This is a genomic window from Xanthomonas sp. BRIP62409, assembly GCF_003992965.1.
Classification (GTDB): Bacteria; Pseudomonadota; Gammaproteobacteria; order Xanthomonadales; family Xanthomonadaceae; genus Xanthomonas; species Xanthomonas euroxanthea.
The window spans coordinates 30,480-49,006 of record NZ_QEZJ01000016.1; the positions used below are offsets into that span (position 1 = coordinate 30,480).

The window sequence follows — 18,527 nt, forward strand, 5'->3', positions numbered from 1 at the left end:
GGCCACTGGTCTGCAACGCCCTTCCTTCTTCCCTCGCCTCTTTGCAGGAGTTCCACCCCATGAGCAACACCGTCTACATCGGCGCCAAGGAATATTTCCCCGGTATCGGCAAGATCGGCTTCGAAGGCCGCGACTCGGACAACCCGCTGGCCTTCAAGGTCTACGACGCCAACAAGCAGGTCGGCGACAAGACCATGGCCGAGCATCTGCGCTTTGCCGTGGCCTACTGGCACAGCTTCTGCGGCAATGGCGCCGATCCGTTCGGCCCCGGCACGCGCGCATACCCGTGGGATATCGGCAACACCGCATTGGACCGTGCCGAAGCCAAGGCCGATGCCGCGTTCGAATTCTTCACCAAGCTTGGCGTGCCGTATTACTGCTTCCACGACATCGACCTGTCGCCGGATGCCGACGACATCGGTGAGTACGAGCGCAACCTCAAACACATGGTCGGCATCGCCAAGCAGCGCCAGGCCGACACCGGCGTCAAGCTGCTGTGGGGCACCGCCAACCTGTTCTCGCACCCGCGCTACATGAACGGCGCATCGACCAACCCGGACTTCAATGTGGTGGCGCGTGCGGCGGTGCAGGTCAAGGCCGCGATCGATGCCACCGTCGAGCTGGGTGGCGAAAACTACGTGTTCTGGGGTGGCCGCGAGGGCTACGCCTGCCTGCACAACACCCAGATGAAGCGCGAGCAGGACAACATGGCGCGCTTTTTGACCCTGGCACGCGACTACGGCCGCGCGATCGGCTTCCAAGGCAACTTCCTGATCGAGCCCAAGCCGATGGAGCCGATGAAGCACCAGTACGACTTCGACAGCGCCACGGTGATCGGCTTCCTGCGCCAGCACGGCCTGGACCAGGATTTCAAGCTCAATATCGAAGCCAACCATGCCACGCTGTCGGGCCATAGCTTCGAGCACGACCTGCAGGTGGCAGCCGATGCCGGCCTGCTCGGCAGCATCGATGCCAACCGCGGCAACCCGCAGAACGGCTGGGATACCGACCAGTTCCCGACCGACCTGTACGACACCGTCGGGGCGATGCTGGTGGTGCTGCGCCAGGGCGGGCTGGCACCGGGCGGGCTGAATTTCGATGCCAAGGTGCGCCGCGAGTCGTCCGATCCGCAGGACCTGTTCCTGGCGCATATCGGCGGCATGGACGCGTTCGCACGCGGGCTGGAAGTGGCCAATGCGCTGCTGACGTCCTCGCCGCTGGAGCAGTGGCGCGCCGAGCGTTACGCCAGCTTCGACAGCGGCGCGGGTGCGGAGTTTGCCAACGGCAGCAGCACGCTGGTGGATCTGGCCCAGTACGCGGCCGGTAACGCGCCCAAGCAACTCAGCGGCCGCCAGGAAGCCTACGAGAACCTGATCAACCAGTATCTGACGCGTTGATGCCGTGCCGGTGACCGCCTGCACGCGCAGGCGATCACCGGCGGCCTGCGCGCACAACCGCGTGCAGCGTCAGGGCTGTTCCGCTGCATCCGGCGCCGCCGGTGCAGCCACCGAATCCCGCTTGACCAGCAGGTGCGCGACCACATGATCGACCATCTTCGCCGTGCGCTCCTTGGCGCGTATCGTCTTCAACAGGATGTCCAGCGCGGCGTCGGCCATGGCGGCGATGGGCTGCTGCACGGTGGTGAGTTCGGGCCAGACCGCGGTGGCGGCGGAGGTGTCGTCGAAGCCGACCACCGACAGATCGCGCGGCACATCCAGCCCGCGCCGATGCGCGACCGAGATTGCAGCGGCGGCCATATCGTCGTTGCTGGCGAAGATGGCGCTGGGGCGACGCTTGCGCGCCAGCAGCTTTTCGGCGGCGACCAGGCCGGATTTGTAGGTGTAGTCGCCCGGCTGCACCAGATGCCGATCCAGCCGCAGGCCGGCATCGGCCAGCGCCGCCTGAAAGCCTTCGAAGCGACGCGTGCTGGCGGACAGATTGGGGTGCCCGGCGATGTAGCCGATACGCGTGTGGCCCTGGGCGATCAGATGCTCGGTGATTTCCTTGGCGGCGGCGAATTCGTCGATACGCACGCAGGCCACATCCGGGCTGAAATGGTTGGAGGCGATCGCCACCACCGGCACCTTGGCGCGGACCAGTTCCAAGACCGCGGCCTTGGATTCGCACAGCGGTGGCGGCAGGATCACCCCGGCCACGCCCTTGGCGAGCTTGCGCGCGGCACGGCGTTCGGCGTCGGCATCCAGGTCGTCCCAGCAATCGATCACCAGCTGGATCGGCGTGCGCGAGGCAACCCGCAACACGCCCAGCAGCAGCTCACGCAGGTAGGCGCCGCTGGGGTCGCTGTAGATCAACGCAATGCGCGTGCTCTGCGCGGCGGCCAGGGCACTGGCCGCCAGGTTGGGCGTGTAGCCCAGCTTGTCGACCGCGCGCAGCACGCGTGCGCGGGTGGCATCGCGCACGCTGCCGTTGTTGTTGACCACGCGCGAGACCGTCATCGGCGAGACCTTCGCCAGCGCCGCCACCTCGTCGATGGTGGTCGCGCGGCTGGTGCGGCGGACCGATTTCCTGACCTTCTCCAAGCGTGGCCTCTTCAAGTGGGTGGCGAACCTGCACGATGCACACAAACCGTTGCGATAACGCAAGCGCTCACTGCGTGCACGACGATGCGACGCATGGTACCGGGAAGCAGGCAGAGCGGCGATACGCCGCCGTGTACGTGGATGTCGATGGAGCATGCCGCATGAGCGCGCGTGCAATGCGGCGCTGCGTCGCGTATTGCGGTGCGTTGGCGCATCCGTGGTTGCTGGCGCTGACGTTGCTGTGTGGATTGGTGCTGGTCAGTGCCGGGGCGCGGGCCGAGGACGGCTACGACTTATGGTTGCGCTACCACCCGCTGGCCAACGCGGCGCAGGTGCGCGGCAGCGCAAGCGAGTTGATCGTCGCTGGCGACTCGCCGACGTTGCAGGCTGCACGTGAGGAATTGCAGCGTGGACTGTCGGGCCTGCTTGGTGCTGCGCCGCCGTCGTCTGCCACGGTCACGCGCGATGGTGCGATCGTGCTGGGTGCGGCCGCTGCGCCGCAGATCGCGGCATTGCACCTGCAGACCACCGGCCTGGGCCGCGACGGCTATCTGATCCGCAGTGTCCGCATGGACGGGCATCGCGCCACCGCCATCGTCGGCGGCAGTGATGTGGGTGCGCTGTACGGGGCATTCCACCTGCTGCGCCTGCTGCAGACCGGTCAATCGCTGGCCGCGCTGGACCTGCACGAGTCGCCGCGGCTGCAGCTGCGCCTGCTCAATCACTGGGACAACCTGGACGGGGTGGTCGAGCGTGGCTATGCCGGTGCGTCCCTGTGGAACTGGCAGACCCTGCCCGGGTATCTGGATCCGCGCTACACCGACTATGCGCGCGCCAATGCATCGCTGGGCATCAACGGCAGCGTGCTCAACAACGTCAATGCCAAGGCCTGGAGCCTGACGCCGCAGTACCTGGACAAGGCGGCGGCACTGGCCAGCGTGTTTCGCCCTTACGGCATTCGCGTGTTTCTCAGCGCGCGCTTCAGCGCGCCGATCGAGATCGGTGGCCTGACGACCGCCGACCCGCTGGATCCGCAGGTACAGCGGTGGTGGCGCGACACCGCCGACGCCATCTACGCGCGCATTCCGGATTTTGGCGGTTTTCTGGTCAAGGCCAATTCCGAAGGCCAGCCCGGCCCGCAGGACTACGGACGCAGCCATGCCGATGGCGCCAATCTGCTGGCCGACGCGCTGGCGCCGCATGGCGGGGTGGTGATGTGGCGCGCATTCGTCTATTCGCATGAGCAGCCGGACGATCGCGCAAAGCAGGCCTACAGCGAGTTCCTGCCGCTGGATGGCCGGTTCCGCGACAACGTGATCGTGCAGGTCAAAAATGGTGCCATCGACTTCCAGCCGCGCGAGCCATTCCATCCGCTGTTCGGCGCGATGCGCAAGACGCCGTTGATGCCGGAGTTCCAGATCACCAAGGAGTACCTGGGCTTTTCCACCCACCTGGCCTACCTGGGCACGCTGTTTGCCGAAACCCTGCAGGCCGACACCTACGCGCGCGGCAAGGGCTCGACGGTTGCCAGAACCGTGGACGGCACGCTCTTCAACGATGCGAAACGCACGCGGCTGACCGGTATCGCCGGAGTGGCCAACATCGGGGCGGACCGCAACTGGAGTGGCTCGATCTTCGACCAGGCCAACTGGTACGCCTACGGGCGGCTGGCGTGGAATCCGCAGGCGTCGCCGCAGGCCATCGCGCAGGACTGGGTGCGCATGACCTTCTCCAACGATGCTGACGTGGTGATGCCCGTGGTCGACATGCTGCTGCGCTCGCGCGAGGCGGTGGTGGACTACATGACCCCGCTCGGCCTGCATCACCTGATGGGGCGTGGCCATCACTACGGCCCGGCGCCGTGGGATGCCGGCAGCGAGCGCCCGGACTGGGACCCGGTCTACTACCACCGCGCCGACCGTCACGGCATCGGTTTCGATCGCAGTGCCGGCGGCAGCAATGCGGTGGCGCAATACGCCAAGCCGGTGGCGCGCGTGTTCGGCGATGTGCAGCGCGTGCCGGAGCGTTACCTGCTGTGGTTCCACCATGTGCCCTGGGAGCACCGCATGGCCTCCGGGCGGCCGCTGTGGGACGAGCTGGTGTGGCACTACGACCACGGCGTGGACGAGGTGCGTGCGATGCGCGCGACCTGGCAGGGCCTGGCCGGCAGGATCGATGCAACGCGTTACCAGCAGGTGGCAAGTTTCCTGGCGATCCAGCAGGACGAAGCGCAATGGTGGCGCGATGCCAGCATCGCCTACTTCCAGAGCGTGTCCGGGCGGCCGTTGCCTGCCGGCACGGCGCCGCCGGCGCATCCGCTGGCGTATTACCAGGCATTGAAATTTCCGTATGCGCCGGGGAATCCGAAATGAGCGCGCGTACGCTGCTGGCCGTCATGGCAGCGCTGCTGCCGCCCCTGGCGCAGGCGGCCGACGCGCCGCTGCTGCATGCGCTGTTTCAGGAGCATGTGGTGCTGCAGCGCGATGCGCCGATCCGGGTGTGGGGCGATGCGGCCCCGGGCGCGCGCGTGCGCGTGCAACTGGATGCGCAGCAGGTGCAGGCGCGCGCAGACCGGCAGGGCCATTGGGAAGCGCGCCTGCCTGCGCACGCCGCCGGCGGCCCGTACACCTTGAGCGCACGCACCGGCACGGGCGTGACGCAGCAGGTCAACGACGTGCTGATCGGCGATGTGTGGCTGTGCTCGGGCCAATCGAATATGGAATTGCCGGTGCATCGCACGCTGGATTCACGCAGCGAGATCGCCGATGCCGACAACCCGCGCATCCGCATGTTCAAGGTGCCGGCGCAGTCCAGCCCGACACCGCAGCGCGGCTTCGGTGGTGCTGCCGCGTGGCAGCTCACCACGCCGGAGACGGTGAAGGAGTTTTCTGCTGCCTGCTATTACTTCGCACGTGAGTTGCAGAAGACCGTCGATGTGCCGATGGGCCTGATCAACGCTTCCTGGGGCGGCTCGCAACTGCAGGCCTGGATCGGCGAGACAGCCTTGCGCGCCGCCGGCGACGATGGCCCGGCACTGGATGTGCTGGCGCGGTACGCCGCCGACCCGGTGGATGCGGCGCCGCGTTGGGCCGCGCTCTGGGAAGCCTGGTGGCAGGCGCACGGCCAGGGCGAGCCCTGGCAACCGGACGCGCCCGGCGCCTGGCAAACCGCACCGGCGGCATTGGGCGCGTGGGACGACTGGGGCGTGCCGCAGCTGGTCGGCTTCAACGGCATGGTCTGGTACCGCACCAGCGTGGAGCTGACGCAGGCGCAGGCCGCGCAGGACGCCAGCCTGCTGCTCGGGCCGGTGGACGAGCTGGACCAGACCTGGGTCAACGGGCGCGGCGTGGGCAGCAGCTACGGCGCCGATCAGCCGCGTCGCTACCGCTTGCCGCGCGGGCGCCTGCACGCCGGGCGCAACAGCATCGTGCTCAATGTGCTCAACACCTATCGGCGTGGCGGGCTGCTGGGCGATGCGCAATCGCGTGCGCTGCAGTTCGCCGATGGCAGCACGCTGCCGCTGGATGCACCCTGGCAGTACCGCATCGTGCCGCCGCAACTGGGCTTGCCACCGCGCGCGCCATGGTCGTCGGCGGCCGGGCTGACCACCTTGTACAACGGCATGATCGCCCCACTCGGCCAGCTCGGCCTGCGTGGCGTGCTGTGGTACCAGGGCGAATCCAACGCCGGCGATGCCGCGCATTACCCGGCCTTGCTCACCGCATGGCAGCGCGACTGGCGGCAGCGCTTCGGTGCGCAATTGCCGCTGCTGATCGTGCAACTGGCCAACTATGGCGCGCCGCCCACCCAGCCGGTGGAAAGCGGCTGGGCGCAGCTGCGCGAGGCGCAGCGCCGCTTCGTCGCCGACGATGCGCACGCGGGCCTGGCGGTGACGATCGACATCGGCGACCGCTACGACATCCATCCGGCCAACAAGCAGGAACTGGGCCGGCGCCTGGCGCGCGCGGCGCGGCAGGTGGTGTATGGGCAGGCGCTTGCGCCCTCCGGCCCGGTACCGCGCAGCGCGCAACGCGCAGGCGACGGCGTGCGCATCGCCTTCGATGCCGTGGACACCACGTTGCTGAGTTATGGCAACGATGCACCGATCGGTTTCGAGGTCTGTGCCGCCGCCCCCGGCACCTGTCGTTATGCCGTCGCCACCGTGCACGACCACGCCATCGATCTGCGCATTCCTCCCGGCCTGGACCCCACGCGCGTGCGCTACTGCTGGGCCGACAGCCCGGTCTGCACGCTGTACGACCGCAGCGGCCTGCCGGCCGGCCCGTTCGAACTCCCCATCACTGCCGCCACTTCTCCCTGAGCGAGACCACGATGTCACAGACTCCCGACTCCCCTGCTCCGCTGCAAGGCTCGGCCCGCGATCGCGAGATCGTCGAGGCGCGCGTCATCGTCACCTGCCCCGGGCGCAACTTCGTCACCTTGAAGATCCGCACCCGCTCGGGCATTACCGGGCTGGGCGATGCCACGCTCAACGGCCGTGAGCTGGCGGTGGCAGCGTACCTGCAGGAACACCTGGTGCCGAACCTGATCGGCCGCGATGCCGGCCGCATCGAGGACATCTGGCAGTTCTTCTATCGCGGCGCGTACTGGCGGCGCGGCCCGGTGACGATGAGCGCCATCGCCGCGGTGGACGTGGCGCTGTGGGACATTCTGGGCAAGATGGCCGGCCTGCCGTTGTATCAGCTGCTGGGCGGGCGCTCGCGTGAGGGTGCGCTGGTGTACGGCCATGCCAATGGCCGCGACATCGCCGAGACCAGCGATGAGGTGGGCCGCTTTCGCGAGCGGGGTTTCATCGCCATCCGCGCGCAGTGCGGCGTGCCCGGCATCAAGAAGACCTACGGCATTTCCAGCGGCGGCAAGCCGTACGAGCCGGCCGAAAGCGAACTGCCCACCGAAACCGTGTGGTCCACGCCGCGCTACCTGGGCGTGGTGCCGAAGTTGTTCGAGCAGCTGCGCGCCGACCACGGTGATGAAATCGAACTGCTGCACGATGCCCACCACCGGCTCACCCCGATCGAAGCCGCGCGCCTGGGCCGCGACCTGGAGCCGTACCGGCTGTTCTGGCTGGAAGATGCCACGCCGGCGGAAAACCAGCGCGCGTTCGAAATCATTCGCCAGCACACGGTGACGCCGCTGGCGGTAGGCGAGGTGTTCAATTCGCTCTGGGATTGCAAGCACCTGATCGAGCAGCAGCTGATCGACTACATCCGCACCACCATCGTCCACGCCGGCGGCATCACCCATGTGCGCCGGCTGGCCGATTTCGCCGCGCTGCATCAGGTGCGCACCGGCTTCCACGGCGCCACCGATCTGTCGCCGGTGTGCATGGGCGCGGCCCTGCACTTCGACACCTGGGTGCCCAACTTCGGCATCCAGGAATACATGTTCCATTCCGACGAGGCCAACGCGGTATTCCCGCACGATTACGTCTTCCGCGATGGACGCCTGCATTGCGGCGAAACACCCGGGCATGGCGTGGACATCGACGAGGCCCTGGCCGCCAAGTACCCGTACGTGCCCAAGCAGTTGCCGGTGGCGCGGCTGGAAGACGGCGCGATGTGGGACTGGTGATGCGGTCTAGCGCGGTGCGTCCAGGCGCCCCCCATACAACGCCCTTGCGGCAGCCAAGCGGGCCTGTCCGGCATGCGGAGCCGGCGTCGAGCCTGCGGCGTCTGCGCGCCGCCTGCGTTGCTCTGATGCTGGCTCGCCACGTGGTGTTGAGCGCTGTCATCGTAGTGCTCGCACCCACGACCGTGCAGGCGCAAGCGCAAGCCGATGTCGCTTTCGATTGGTTCGACTATCGTGGCGACGATACGGTGTTCACCAAACCGCTGCCGGCCGGTCATTACCGCAATCCGGTGCTGGCCGGGTTCTATCCGGACCCCAGCGTGACGCGCGTAGGCGAGCGCTATTACCTGGTCAATTCCACGTTTGCGTATTTCCCGGCGATTCCGGTGTTCGAAAGTACCGATCTTGTGCACTGGACGCAGATCGGCAATGTGGTCGAGCGCCGCGAGCAGCTCGACTTCGACGGGCTGGGCGTGTCGCGCGGCATGTTCGCTGCCAGCATCCGTCATCATGCCGGACGTTTCTATGTCGTAGGTACATCGGTCGATAGCGGCGGCAATTTCATCGCCAGTGCCAGCAATCCCGCAGGTCCATGGTCGCCACTGACGTGGTTGCCGGGCATCGATGGTATCGACCCGTCGCTGTTCTTCGACACCGACGGCAGCGCGTATCTACTCAACAACGGCCCGCCGCAAGGCACGCCGTTGTACGACGGCCATCGCGCGATCTGGATGCAGCGTTTCGACATCGCCAGCAATCAACCGGTCGGCCCACGCAAGGTGTTGCTCAACGGTGGCGTGGAGCTGGCCAGCAAGCCGATCTGGATCGAAGGCCCGCATCTGTATCAACGCGACGGTTGGTATTACCTCTCGTGTGCCGAAGGCGGCACCGGGCCGCAGCATTCGCAGGTGGTGCTGCGCAGCCGCAACGTGTGGGGGCCGTTCGAGGCCTCGCCGCACAACCCGATCCTGACTCAGCGCGACCTTCCGGCCGAGCGCGCGCATCCGATCAGCAATGCCGGGCATGTGGATCTGGTGGACACACCGGACGGGCAATGGTGGGCGGTGTTTCTGGCCAGCCGCCCGTATGCGGGCGAGCGCTACAACACCGGGCGCGAAACCTTCCTGCTGCCGGTGCACTGGCGTGATGGTTGGCCGTCGATCCTGCCGGCCGGCGAGCCGATTCCGTATCACGCACAGAGCCCGCGCGGCGGCAAGACACCGGCCGATCAAGCCCCGTTGTCGGGCAACTTCACCTGGCGCGACGACTTCGCCGGCACCTCATTACAGCGCGAATGGCTTTATTTACGTGTGCCCAAACATGAAGTGGCCAACCTGCGCACGCGCGCCGGTTGGGTGACGCTGCATGCCAATGCACACGGCCTGGACAGCACCGCCACACCCGCCTTCCTCGCGCGTCGCCAGCAGCACACGCGCTTTACCGCAAGCACGGCCTTGGCGGTACCCACGCAGGCCGGCATCAGCGCAGGGCTTGCTGCCTTTCAGAATTCCAACGCGTGGTATGCGCTGGGCGTGCGACGCAACGGCGATGCGCTGGACGTCTTCCTCGACAAGCGCGAGGGCGCAACAACCACCACGCTCGCACGCACACGCATCCCCGCAACCGCACAGTTGCGCCTGCAGATCAGCGGCGACGGTGGGGCGTACAGCTTCGCCTTCGATGCCGATGGGCGCGGCTGGAAATCGCTACGCCGCAACGACGATGCAGGCATGCTCAGCACCGCACAGGCCGGCGGTTTCGTCGGCAGCATGATCGGGCCGTTTGCCCAGCTGGAACCGCACCGCACCCAGGAGGACTGACCATGCATTCGCACCCCGCCCACCGCGCCACCACCCCGAGTCGCCCACCTGCGCGCGGCTTACTGCTGGCGATGGCGCTTGTCGCCACCGGCGCGCAGGCCGCAACGCCGCCGCCATACCTGGACACCCAGCGCCCGTTCGACGCGCGCGCGGCCGACCTGGTGGCGCGCATGACGCTGGAGGAAAAGGCCGCGCAGATGCAGAACGCCGCCCCGGCGATCCCGCGCCTGCAGGTGCCCGAATACGATTGGTGGAACGAAGCGCTGCACGGCGTGGCGCGTGCCGGCGGCGCCACCGTGTTTCCGCAGGCGATCGGCCTGGCGGCCACCTTCGATACGCCGTTGATGGCCGAGGTGGCCATCGCCATCGGCGACGAGGCACGCGCCAAGCATCACGCGTTCCTGGCACGCGGCGAGCACAAGCGTTACCAGGGGCTCACCTTCTGGTCGCCCAACATCAACATCTTCCGCGACCCGCGCTGGGGCCGTGGTCAGGAAACCTACGGCGAAGATCCGTTTTTGACCGCGCGCATGGGCGTGACCTTCGTACAGGGCCTGCAGGCGCAGCAGGGCCCGTACCGCAAGCTCGATGCCACCGCCAAGCACTTCGCGGTGCACAGCGGCCCGGAGGCGGACCGCCATCACTTCGACGTGCATCCCAGCGAACGCGATCTGTATGAGACCTACCTGCCCGCCTTCCAGGCCCTGGTGCAGGAAGGCAAGGTCGCCGCGGTGATGGGCGCCTACAACCGCGTCAACGGCGAATCCGCCTCCGCCAGCACGCGGCTGGAAGGCATCCTGCGCCGCGACTGGGGCTTCGATGGCTATATCGTCAGCGACTGCGCGGCCATCCGCGACATCTGGCAGAACCACAAGATCGTGCCCACGCCCGAGGCCGCCGCCGCACTCGGCGTCAAGCACGGCACCGACCTGGATTGTGGCGACACCTATGCCGCGTTGCCGGCGGCGGTGCGTGCGGGCCTGATCGACGAAGCCAGCATCGACACCGCGCTCAAGCGCCTGATGACCACGCGCATGCGGCTGGGCATGTTCGACCCGCCGGCCAAGGTGCCGTGGGCGCAGATTCCGCCCTCGGCCAATCAATCGCCGCAGCACGATGCACTGGCGCGCCGCACCGCGCGCGAATCGCTGGTACTGCTGAAGAACGATGGCCTGCTGCCGCTCAAACCCACGCTCAAGCGCATTGCCGTGGTCGGCCCCACCGCCGACGACCCGATGTCGCTGCTGGGCAACTACTACGGCACGCCAGCTGCGCCGGTCACCATCCTGCAAGGCATTCGCGAGGCCGCACCGCAGGCGCAGGTGGTCTACGCGCGCGGCAGCGACCTGGTGGAGGGGCGCGAAGACCCCAACGCCGCCGCACCGATCGACACGCGCTACCTGCGCCCGTCGCCGGATGCCAAACAGAACGGCCTCACCGGCGAGTACTTCCGTGGACGTGCGTTGGCCGGCCAGCCGGTGCTGACCCGCATCGACCCGCGCATCGCCTTCCGCTGGGACCGCAACGCACCCACCGATGATGCAGTGGGCCGCGGTGAACTGCAGGCCGAGCGTGCGCTGGCCAAGGAGGACTTCAGCGTCCGTTGGCATGGCCAGCTGCTGCCGCCGGTGTCGGGCAGCTACGAGCTGCAGATCGCCGCCGACGATGGCGTGCGCCTGTATCTGGATGGCAAGTTGCTCATCGATCAATGGAGCCAGGCCCCGCGCATGCGCGGCGGCAATGCCAGCGTTGCGCTGGAAGGCGGCAAGGCCTACGACCTGCGTGTGGAGTACTTCGAGGCCACCCGCGATGCCGGCGTGCGCCTGGCCTGGCGCATGCCCGGCGCCAAACCGCCGCTGCAGGAGGCGGTGGACGCCGCACGCAACGCCGAGGTGGTGGTGTTCGTCGGCGGGCTCACCGGCGATGTCGAAGGCGAGGAGATGGACGTCAACTATCCCGGCTTTGCCGGCGGCGACCGCACCGACACCCGCCTGCCCAAACCACAGCGCGAATTGCTGCAGGCGCTGCAGGCCACCGGCACGCCGGTGGTGGCGGTGCTGACCACCGGCTCGGCACTGGCCATCGACTGGGCGCAGCAGCATGTGCCCGCCATCCTGCTGGCCTGGTACCCCGGCCAGCGCGGCGGCAGCGCGGTGGGCGATGTGCTGTTCGGCCAGGCCAGCCCTGGCGGCCGCCTACCGATCACCTTCTACAAGGAAGACGAGCGCCTGCCCGCCTTCGACGATTACGCCATGCGCGGCCGCACCTATCGTTACTTCGCCGGCAAGCCGCTGTATCCGTTCGGCCATGGGCTGACGTACACGCAGTTCGCCTATTCGGATCTGCAGCTGGATCGCAACACCGTGGCCGCCGACGGCATGCTCACGGCCACGGTCACGCTGAAGAACACCGGCCAACGCGCCGGCGATGAAGTGGTGCAGCTCTACCTGCATCCGCTCACGCCGCAACGCGAACGCGCCGACAAGGAGCTACGCGGCTTTCAACGCATCACCCTGCAGCCGGGCGAACAACGCCAGCTGCGCTTCACCATCAAGGCACAAGACGCCCTGCGCATCTACGACGAGCAGCGCAAGGCCTACGCGGTGGACCCAGGCGCCTACGAGGTGCAGATCGGCGCCTCCAGCGCAGACATCCGCAGCAGGCAACGCTTCACCGTCACCGACAAGTAGCGCCTTGCAAAGCCCCTCGCTCTGCGGACGTGGGCAAAGAAACCCTCCGGCCGCGATTGCCCTAAGCCCCTCTCCCCTCGGCAGAGGGGTTGGGGTGAGGGTACGGCGCAGGCGACTCCACCACACATCCCTAATGCGCAGACACCACGATGCAAGCCCCACGTCTTTCGTTCGACACCCTTGCCACCCTGCCGCCAGTAGTTTTAACGCCCGCTTATGGCACAGCTGCAACCACCATCGGCATCGTCCACCTAGGCGCAGGCGCCTTCCACCGCGCCCACCAGGCTGTCTACATCGATGACCTGCTCGCAGACGATCCCAGCTGGGCCATCTGCGCCGTCTCCCTGCACAGCCCAGGCGTGCGCGACGTGCTGCGCCCACAGGACGGCCTGTACACCCTCGCCCTGCTCGACGAGCACCCGCAACTGCGCATCATCGGCGCCATCCGCGAGGTGCTGTGCGCCGCCGACGAACAAGCCGCCGTGCTCGCGCGCCTGGCCGATCCCGCCGTGCGGCTGGTCACCCTCACCATCACCGAAAAAGGCTACTGCCTGGCTGGCGACACGCTCGACCTTGCGCACCCCGACATCGCGCACGACATCGCCCACCCCGGCACACCGCGCAGCGCCATCGGCTATCTCGTCGCCGGCCTGCACCAGCGCAGGCAGCAGGGTATTGCGCCGTTCACCGTGCTCAGCTGCGACAACCTGCCCGACAACGGCAGCCTGCTGCGCCGCGCGGTGTTGCGGCTCGCCCAGCAACACGATCCAGCGCTTGCGGCGTGGATCGACCAGCACGCCACTTTCCCACGGTCGATGGTCGACAGCATCACCCCCGCCACCGACGACGCACTGCGCGCGCAAGTACAAGCGCAGACCGGCCTGCACGACGCCTGGCCGATCCAGCGCGAGCGCTACAGCCAGTGGGTGATCGAAGACCGCTTCTGCAACGGCCGCCCCGCCTTCGAGCGGGCGGGCGTGATCCTCAGCGACGATATCGCCGGCTATGCACGCGCCAAGCTGCGCCTGCTCAACGGCCCGCACTCCGCACTCGCCTATCTCGGCAGCCTGCTCGAATTGGAAACCGTCGCCGACGCCATGCGCCACCGGCCACTGGCCGCCTTCGTCGAAGCCCTGATGCGCGAAGACATCGCCCCCACTCTACAACCCATGCAAGGTTTCGATGCGCAGCAGTACATCGAGGCCATCCTGGCCCGCTTCGGCAACCCCGCCATCCGCCACCTGCTCGCTCAGATCGCCTGGGACGGCTCGCAGAAGATTCCGGTACGCCTGCTCGGCGTCATCGGCGACGCGCTGGCTGCCGAGCGGCGGATCGACCGGCTCTGCATTCCGGTAGCGGCCTGGCTGCAGTTCGTGCGCAGGCAGGCTGGTCATGGAGCGGCCCTGGTCGATCCGCTGGGCGAAGAGCTAAGCGACATCGGCCGCTCGGCCACCGGCGATGCCGCCCATGACATCGCGGCATTCCTCACCGTGGATGCGGTGTTCGCGTCGCTTTCCAGTGATGCGCGTTTTGTGCAGGCGCTAGAACATTCATACGCAGCGCTGTCTCCCGGCAGTCCGGCACACGTGCAAAATGCCCTAAGCGAATAGGGCTGAAATTCCTCATTTCAGAAGCCAATCCGGCCCGGGGAATAAGTTTTTTGGCAGGCCTGACTTTGTCCTGCGCATGACGTTGCTATTCCAGCTCGATAAAACGAGCTGATCCATAATCCGGACAAAATTCGCTGTAACTGCGTCACCCGTTGCCTTTGCTGTGGTAGAAATTGCCAAATTGGGGAAAGGAGCAACGGGGATGGATTTCATTGATCAACTGCGCGTACTTGCGACGCGCATTAGTACAACGCGGGCACTGATTCAGACGGAGGAAGCCACCAAGAATGCGATGGTGATGCCGCTAATCCAGATTCTGGGATACAACGTCTTCGATCCACTCGAAGTCACGCCAGAAATTGTGGCCGATGTAGGAACCAAGAAAGGCGAGAAGGTCGATTACGCGATACTTCGCGATGGCAAACCGATCATTCTTTTCGAATGCAAGAAGGCAGGCGCTGAGCTGAGCATCAACCATGCCAGTCAACTTTTTCGCTACTTCCACGTCACTGCTGCCCGCTTCGGGGTTCTCACCAACGGCTTGGTCTATCGGTTCTTTACCGATCTTGAGCAACCCAACAAGATGGATGAGAAACCGTTCTTCGAGTTCAACGTCTTGGACTTCAAGGAACGCGACGTCGAAGAATTGAAGAAGTTTGCCAAGACGGCGTTCGATCTGGATACGATCCTGACGACTGCCAATGAGTTGAAGTACACGCGCGCCATCCAAACCAAACTGACGGAGTGGATGCATCAACCGACCGAAGAGTTCGTCAAACTGGTTTCAGCAGACCTTGTCGGAGCTCGGCGCTTTACGCCGGCGATCCGCGATCAGTTCACATCGATCACGCGTCGCGCCTTCGATCAGCTGGTTAGCGAGCGGATCAATGAACGGCTTAAAGGCGCCATGGCTCCTGAGGCAATCTCCATCAGCGATCACGCGGGGAGTGTCATTGCAGAGCAACCGGCCGTCGCGACACCGCCATTGCTGGCTGACCCTTTGATCGTCACCACTCCGGAAGAAATCGAAGGGTTTCACATCGTTCGGGCCATTGTGCGCGAAGTGATTCCTGGCAAGCGGGTCTTCATGCGGGATGCCCAAAGCTACTGCGCAGTGCTACTCGACGACAACAACAGAAAACCGATCTGCAGGCTGCGCTTCAACAATCTTCAACGGCTTCGACTTGGTGTCTTCAATCAGGAAAAGGAAGAAGAACAACTCGACCTCGGCTCGATCGACGACATCTACAGCTTTGCAGACAAGATCAAGGCCACTGTCGCATCCTACCTGCCTCAGGAAGCTTGATCAGGGGTTCGTGGAGGCTGGTTGATGCAGCCAATCAACCAGCTTCACTCCTCCTTACCCGAGTTAATCAGGCTGACCGGTGGACGGAAGGTTCAGCCTCCGATCACCTGCCCAATCCTGAGCAGGTTGCCATTCTCGTCGACAAGCGCAAATTCCCGCATTCCCCAGGGCTTGTCGCCGACAGGATCGAGCCGGGGGATGCCGTGCAGCGGAAGCTCCGCCGCATGCATGGCGGCGTAGACCGCATCGACATCGCCAACCCGGATGTAGCACCCCGCATAGCAGGCAGCAGGATCCAGGTTCGGATGCGCGAAGAAATGCAGCTCCACCTCGCCACGCGTCAGGATCGCGTAACCCGCATCGTGCGGATGCGCATCGCCGACAAAGCCCAGCCGCCGGTAGAAGGCAACCGTGCGCTCGATGGAGCGAGCCGGTAGCAGCGGAATCGTACGGTCTGGCACCTGGGCACTGGAAGTCATCGCTTTCTCGTAGTGGGAGAACGAAGTCGCCGTTGGACGCAACGATACGCCATATCCGACAGATCGGTTGAGCGCTGCGCCGTCCTGTCTTGACTCGCTCCAATGGCGAGTCGCAAGATCTCCTTGCTGCGGCATATTCCGCAGCCGGATTTGACAGTCCGAAACCACAAGGCGCACCAGCGCCCATTGCACGATGTCGGCGCTTTTTCTTTGCCCGATGTCATGTGTGGGGCGTGCTCGCTCTATGGCGGGCGGTGTGCGGAGACCGAAAGGTCTGCCGGTACCTTGTGGCCGGTCTGTCAACCGCACACCGTCCGCCACCTCGATTGACAGCGATGCGGCGGGCCTCTCTATCGCGCACAAGGAGTTCGATATGACCCCTCCCGACGTAACCGCACGTGCACGCTCTGCATCGCCTTCAAAGCGATCTGTTGTCGCACGTACCAGACCAAAGAAGAGTTCGGTCTCCACCGTGACCGATAAAGAGTCGGCGGCAGATCCATCGCCAGCGCCCACCCCACCGTTGCGCAAGCCCGGCTTCCGTATTCCCGAGCGGGTCACCATGAGCTGCCAGCACTACGATGTGCGGCGGGCCGAGGATGTCGTCGGCTGCGCGGTGCCCAAGCTGCGGCTGTCCGGACGTTGGCTGGAACACTGCGGTTTCGCGGTTGGCGATGCGCTGCAGGTCACGGTGGGACGCGGCGTGCTGTTGATCAGCCGCGTGGCACCTGCGCTGGCTGCGGTGAAACCACGCCGAAGGTGACCCGTATGGGCCAAGCGCCCTGGTGTGGCGCTTGCGGCACCTGCTCCCCTGCACGGGAGCAGGTGCGCTTGTTGCCCTGGTCCGGATTGGAGCAGGAAGCCTGGCCGATCCTGCTTGCGTTGGAGACAGAAGGCTGCCTGTGCCGTCTGCACGCGAAAGCAACGTGTCTGTTCCGATACGGGGCAGCGAAGCAAGGCCGCGTTGCGCGTGGGTCGCCAGCGGCACAGGGCTTGTTGCCTGCACCGGCATCTGCAGGGCACCGCGCGACATGACATGCTTGGCCTCATCCACGCCCACACCCACCTCCATTTGGGCTCACGCGCCGCATGGCCATGCGCAAGAAACACGAGTTGCCTGAGAAACCCTGCATGCACTGCGGGCGGCCGTTTCGTTGGCGCAAGAAGTGGGAGCGTGTGTGGGACCAGGTGAAGTACTGCTCCGACCGCTGCCGTGGCGAAAGCAAGCGGACGCGTCCGCCTCCGTGACCTGCACGATGTGCGCATTACCGGTCACCACCACGCGCGCGCACCAGCGCCAGACCGTCGCCCACGGGCGCACTCGCGTAGTGTGGGTGCGCGCTGTGCAGTAACGAACCTCGGCACCGGTTCGATGTCCGCATCGCCACTGGCGCTGGTCGTGGTCGCGGCGATTGGCAAAAACGCGGTGGAAAAGGCCCGGTTGGGTGGGCTACCGTATTCCCGCACCTATGGAGTTTCCCGCATGAAAATGGCTGTCTTCAGCACGCGCCCTTACGACAAGCGCTTTCTCGACGAAGCAAAACTGCGCCTGGGCGTGGAATGTGCAGCCGAGTTCGTTTACTTCGAGGCAACGCTGGATCTGCAGACGGCCGCACTGGCGCAGGGGTGCCAGGTGGTGTGCGTGTTCGTCAACGACCAGCTCGATGCGGCCGTGCTGCAGGCGCTACACGCCAGCGGTGTGCGCGCGGTGCTGCTGCGCTGCGCAGGTTTCAACAATGTGGACCTTGCCGCGGCCACCGCACTTGGCCTGTTCGTGGCACGCGTGCCGGCCTACTCGCCCGAAGCGGTGGCCGAGCACACGCTGGCGCTGGTCATGACGCTCAACCGGCAGACGCACCGCGCCTACAACCGCGTGCGCGAGGGCAACTTCATGCTCAACGGCCTGCTCGGCCGCACCTTGCATGGCAAGACGGTGGGCCTGGTCGGGCTGGGCAAGATCGGGCTGGCGACTGCACGTATTTTCAACGGGATGGGCTGCGAGGTGCTGGGCTTTGACCCCTATCCCACACCCGGCTTCGCTGCGATCGGGCAGCGGGTGGAACTGGAGACGCTGCTTGCACGTGCAGACATCGTCTCGCTGCACTGCCCGCTGACACCGGCCACGCAGCACCTGATCGACGATGCGGCGCTGGCGTCGATGAAGCCGGGGGCGATGCTGGTCAACACCTCGCGCGGTGGATTGGTGGATACCGATGCGGTGATCCGCGCGCTCAAGTCCCGCCAGCTCGGCCATCTGGCCATCGATGTCTACGAGCAGGAAAGCGCCTTGTTCTTTCAGGACCGCTCGGGCGAGATCATCGACGACGAGGCGTTCCAGCGCCTGATGACCTTCCCCAATGTCTTGGTCACCGGGCACCAGGGATTCTTCACCGCCGAGGCGCTGCAGGAGATCTCCGAAATCACCCTGCGCAACCTCGCTGATTTCGCTGCGGGCTCCCCGTGCGCCAATCTTGTTCCGACACCGTAAGCGTC

General features: G+C 65.9%; 13 protein-coding genes. 11 read left to right on the forward strand and 2 right to left on the reverse strand.

Annotated features, from left to right (window positions below; all coding sequences use genetic code 11):
* Positions 1–59: 59 nt before the first annotated feature.
* Entirely contained in the window at positions 60–1,397 is a 1,338-nt protein-coding gene (gene xylA, locus EO170_RS05980) for a xylose isomerase (protein ID WP_126943287.1), read from the forward strand.
* 69 nt (positions 1,398–1,466) lie between these two features.
* Here the strand turns inward: xylA and EO170_RS05985 are convergent, their stop codons facing one another.
* Positions 1,467–2,540: a LacI family DNA-binding transcriptional regulator gene (locus tag EO170_RS05985; RefSeq protein WP_161960193.1), complete on the reverse strand. Its 1,074-nt coding sequence runs from the start codon at positions 2,538–2,540 to the stop codon at positions 1,467–1,469.
* A 161-nt stretch (positions 2,541–2,701) separates the two neighbouring features.
* On the opposite strand from EO170_RS05985, the gene EO170_RS05990 reads away from it, so the two are divergent.
* The 7 genes from EO170_RS05990 to EO170_RS06020 all read left to right on the forward strand — a co-directional run bounded on the left by EO170_RS05990 (position 2,702) and on the right by EO170_RS06020 (position 15,555).
* On the forward strand, positions 2,702–4,912 hold the full coding sequence (locus tag EO170_RS05990; protein WP_126943290.1) for an alpha-glucuronidase family glycosyl hydrolase: 2,211 nt from the start codon (positions 2,702–2,704) through the stop codon (positions 4,910–4,912).
* The gene (locus EO170_RS05995) at positions 4,909–6,861 is read left to right on the forward strand and encodes a sialate O-acetylesterase (RefSeq protein WP_126943293.1); all 1,953 of its coding nucleotides are present in this window, start codon (positions 4,909–4,911) and stop codon (positions 6,859–6,861) included. The genes EO170_RS05990 and EO170_RS05995 overlap by 4 nt, the downstream gene beginning before the upstream one ends.
* Before the next feature lie 11 nt (positions 6,862–6,872).
* Complete coding sequence (gene manD / locus EO170_RS06000) at positions 6,873–8,132, forward strand: D-mannonate dehydratase ManD (RefSeq protein WP_126943296.1); 1,260 nt, start codon at positions 6,873–6,875, stop codon at positions 8,130–8,132.
* A 146-nt stretch (positions 8,133–8,278) separates the two neighbouring features.
* A complete protein-coding gene (locus EO170_RS06005) occupies positions 8,279–9,949 on the forward strand; it encodes a glycoside hydrolase family 43 protein (protein ID WP_126943372.1) in 1,671 nt (556 codons plus the stop codon).
* A 71-nt stretch (positions 9,950–10,020) separates the two neighbouring features.
* The gene (locus EO170_RS06010) at positions 10,021–12,639 is read left to right on the forward strand and encodes a glycoside hydrolase family 3 protein (RefSeq protein WP_206513984.1); all 2,619 of its coding nucleotides are present in this window, start codon (positions 10,021–10,023) and stop codon (positions 12,637–12,639) included.
* 149 nt (positions 12,640–12,788) lie between these two features.
* Positions 12,789–14,249, forward strand: a complete 1,461-nt coding sequence (locus EO170_RS06015) for a mannitol dehydrogenase family protein (RefSeq protein WP_126943302.1) — start codon at positions 12,789–12,791, stop codon at positions 14,247–14,249.
* Positions 14,250–14,451: 202 nt separating this feature from the next.
* Complete coding sequence (locus EO170_RS06020; RefSeq protein ID WP_104649851.1) at positions 14,452–15,555, forward strand: type I restriction endonuclease; 1,104 nt, start codon at positions 14,452–14,454, stop codon at positions 15,553–15,555.
* Between the two features lie 92 nt (positions 15,556–15,647).
* On the opposite strand, the gene EO170_RS06025 is transcribed toward EO170_RS06020, so the two are convergent.
* Complete coding sequence (locus tag EO170_RS06025; protein ID WP_126943375.1) at positions 15,648–16,034, reverse strand: VOC family protein; 387 nt, start codon at positions 16,032–16,034, stop codon at positions 15,648–15,650.
* Positions 16,035–16,506: 472 nt separating this feature from the next.
* Here EO170_RS06025 and EO170_RS06030 point away from each other — a divergent pair, with 472 nt between their 5' ends.
* The 3 genes from EO170_RS06030 (at position 16,507) to EO170_RS06040 (ending at position 18,522) form a co-directional block, all read left to right on the forward strand.
* Positions 16,507–16,797, forward strand: a complete 291-nt coding sequence (locus EO170_RS06030; protein ID WP_241239391.1) for a SymE family type I addiction module toxin — start codon at positions 16,507–16,509, stop codon at positions 16,795–16,797.
* A gap of 326 nt (positions 16,798–17,123) precedes the next feature.
* Positions 17,124–17,282, forward strand: coding sequence for a DUF2256 domain-containing protein (locus EO170_RS06035; protein ID WP_104584391.1), 159 nt, complete (start codon positions 17,124–17,126; stop codon positions 17,280–17,282).
* Between the two features lie 235 nt (positions 17,283–17,517).
* Positions 17,518–18,522: a 2-hydroxyacid dehydrogenase gene (locus EO170_RS06040; protein ID WP_115678140.1), complete on the forward strand. Its 1,005-nt coding sequence runs from the start codon at positions 17,518–17,520 to the stop codon at positions 18,520–18,522.
* Positions 18,523–18,527 lie beyond the last annotated feature (5 nt).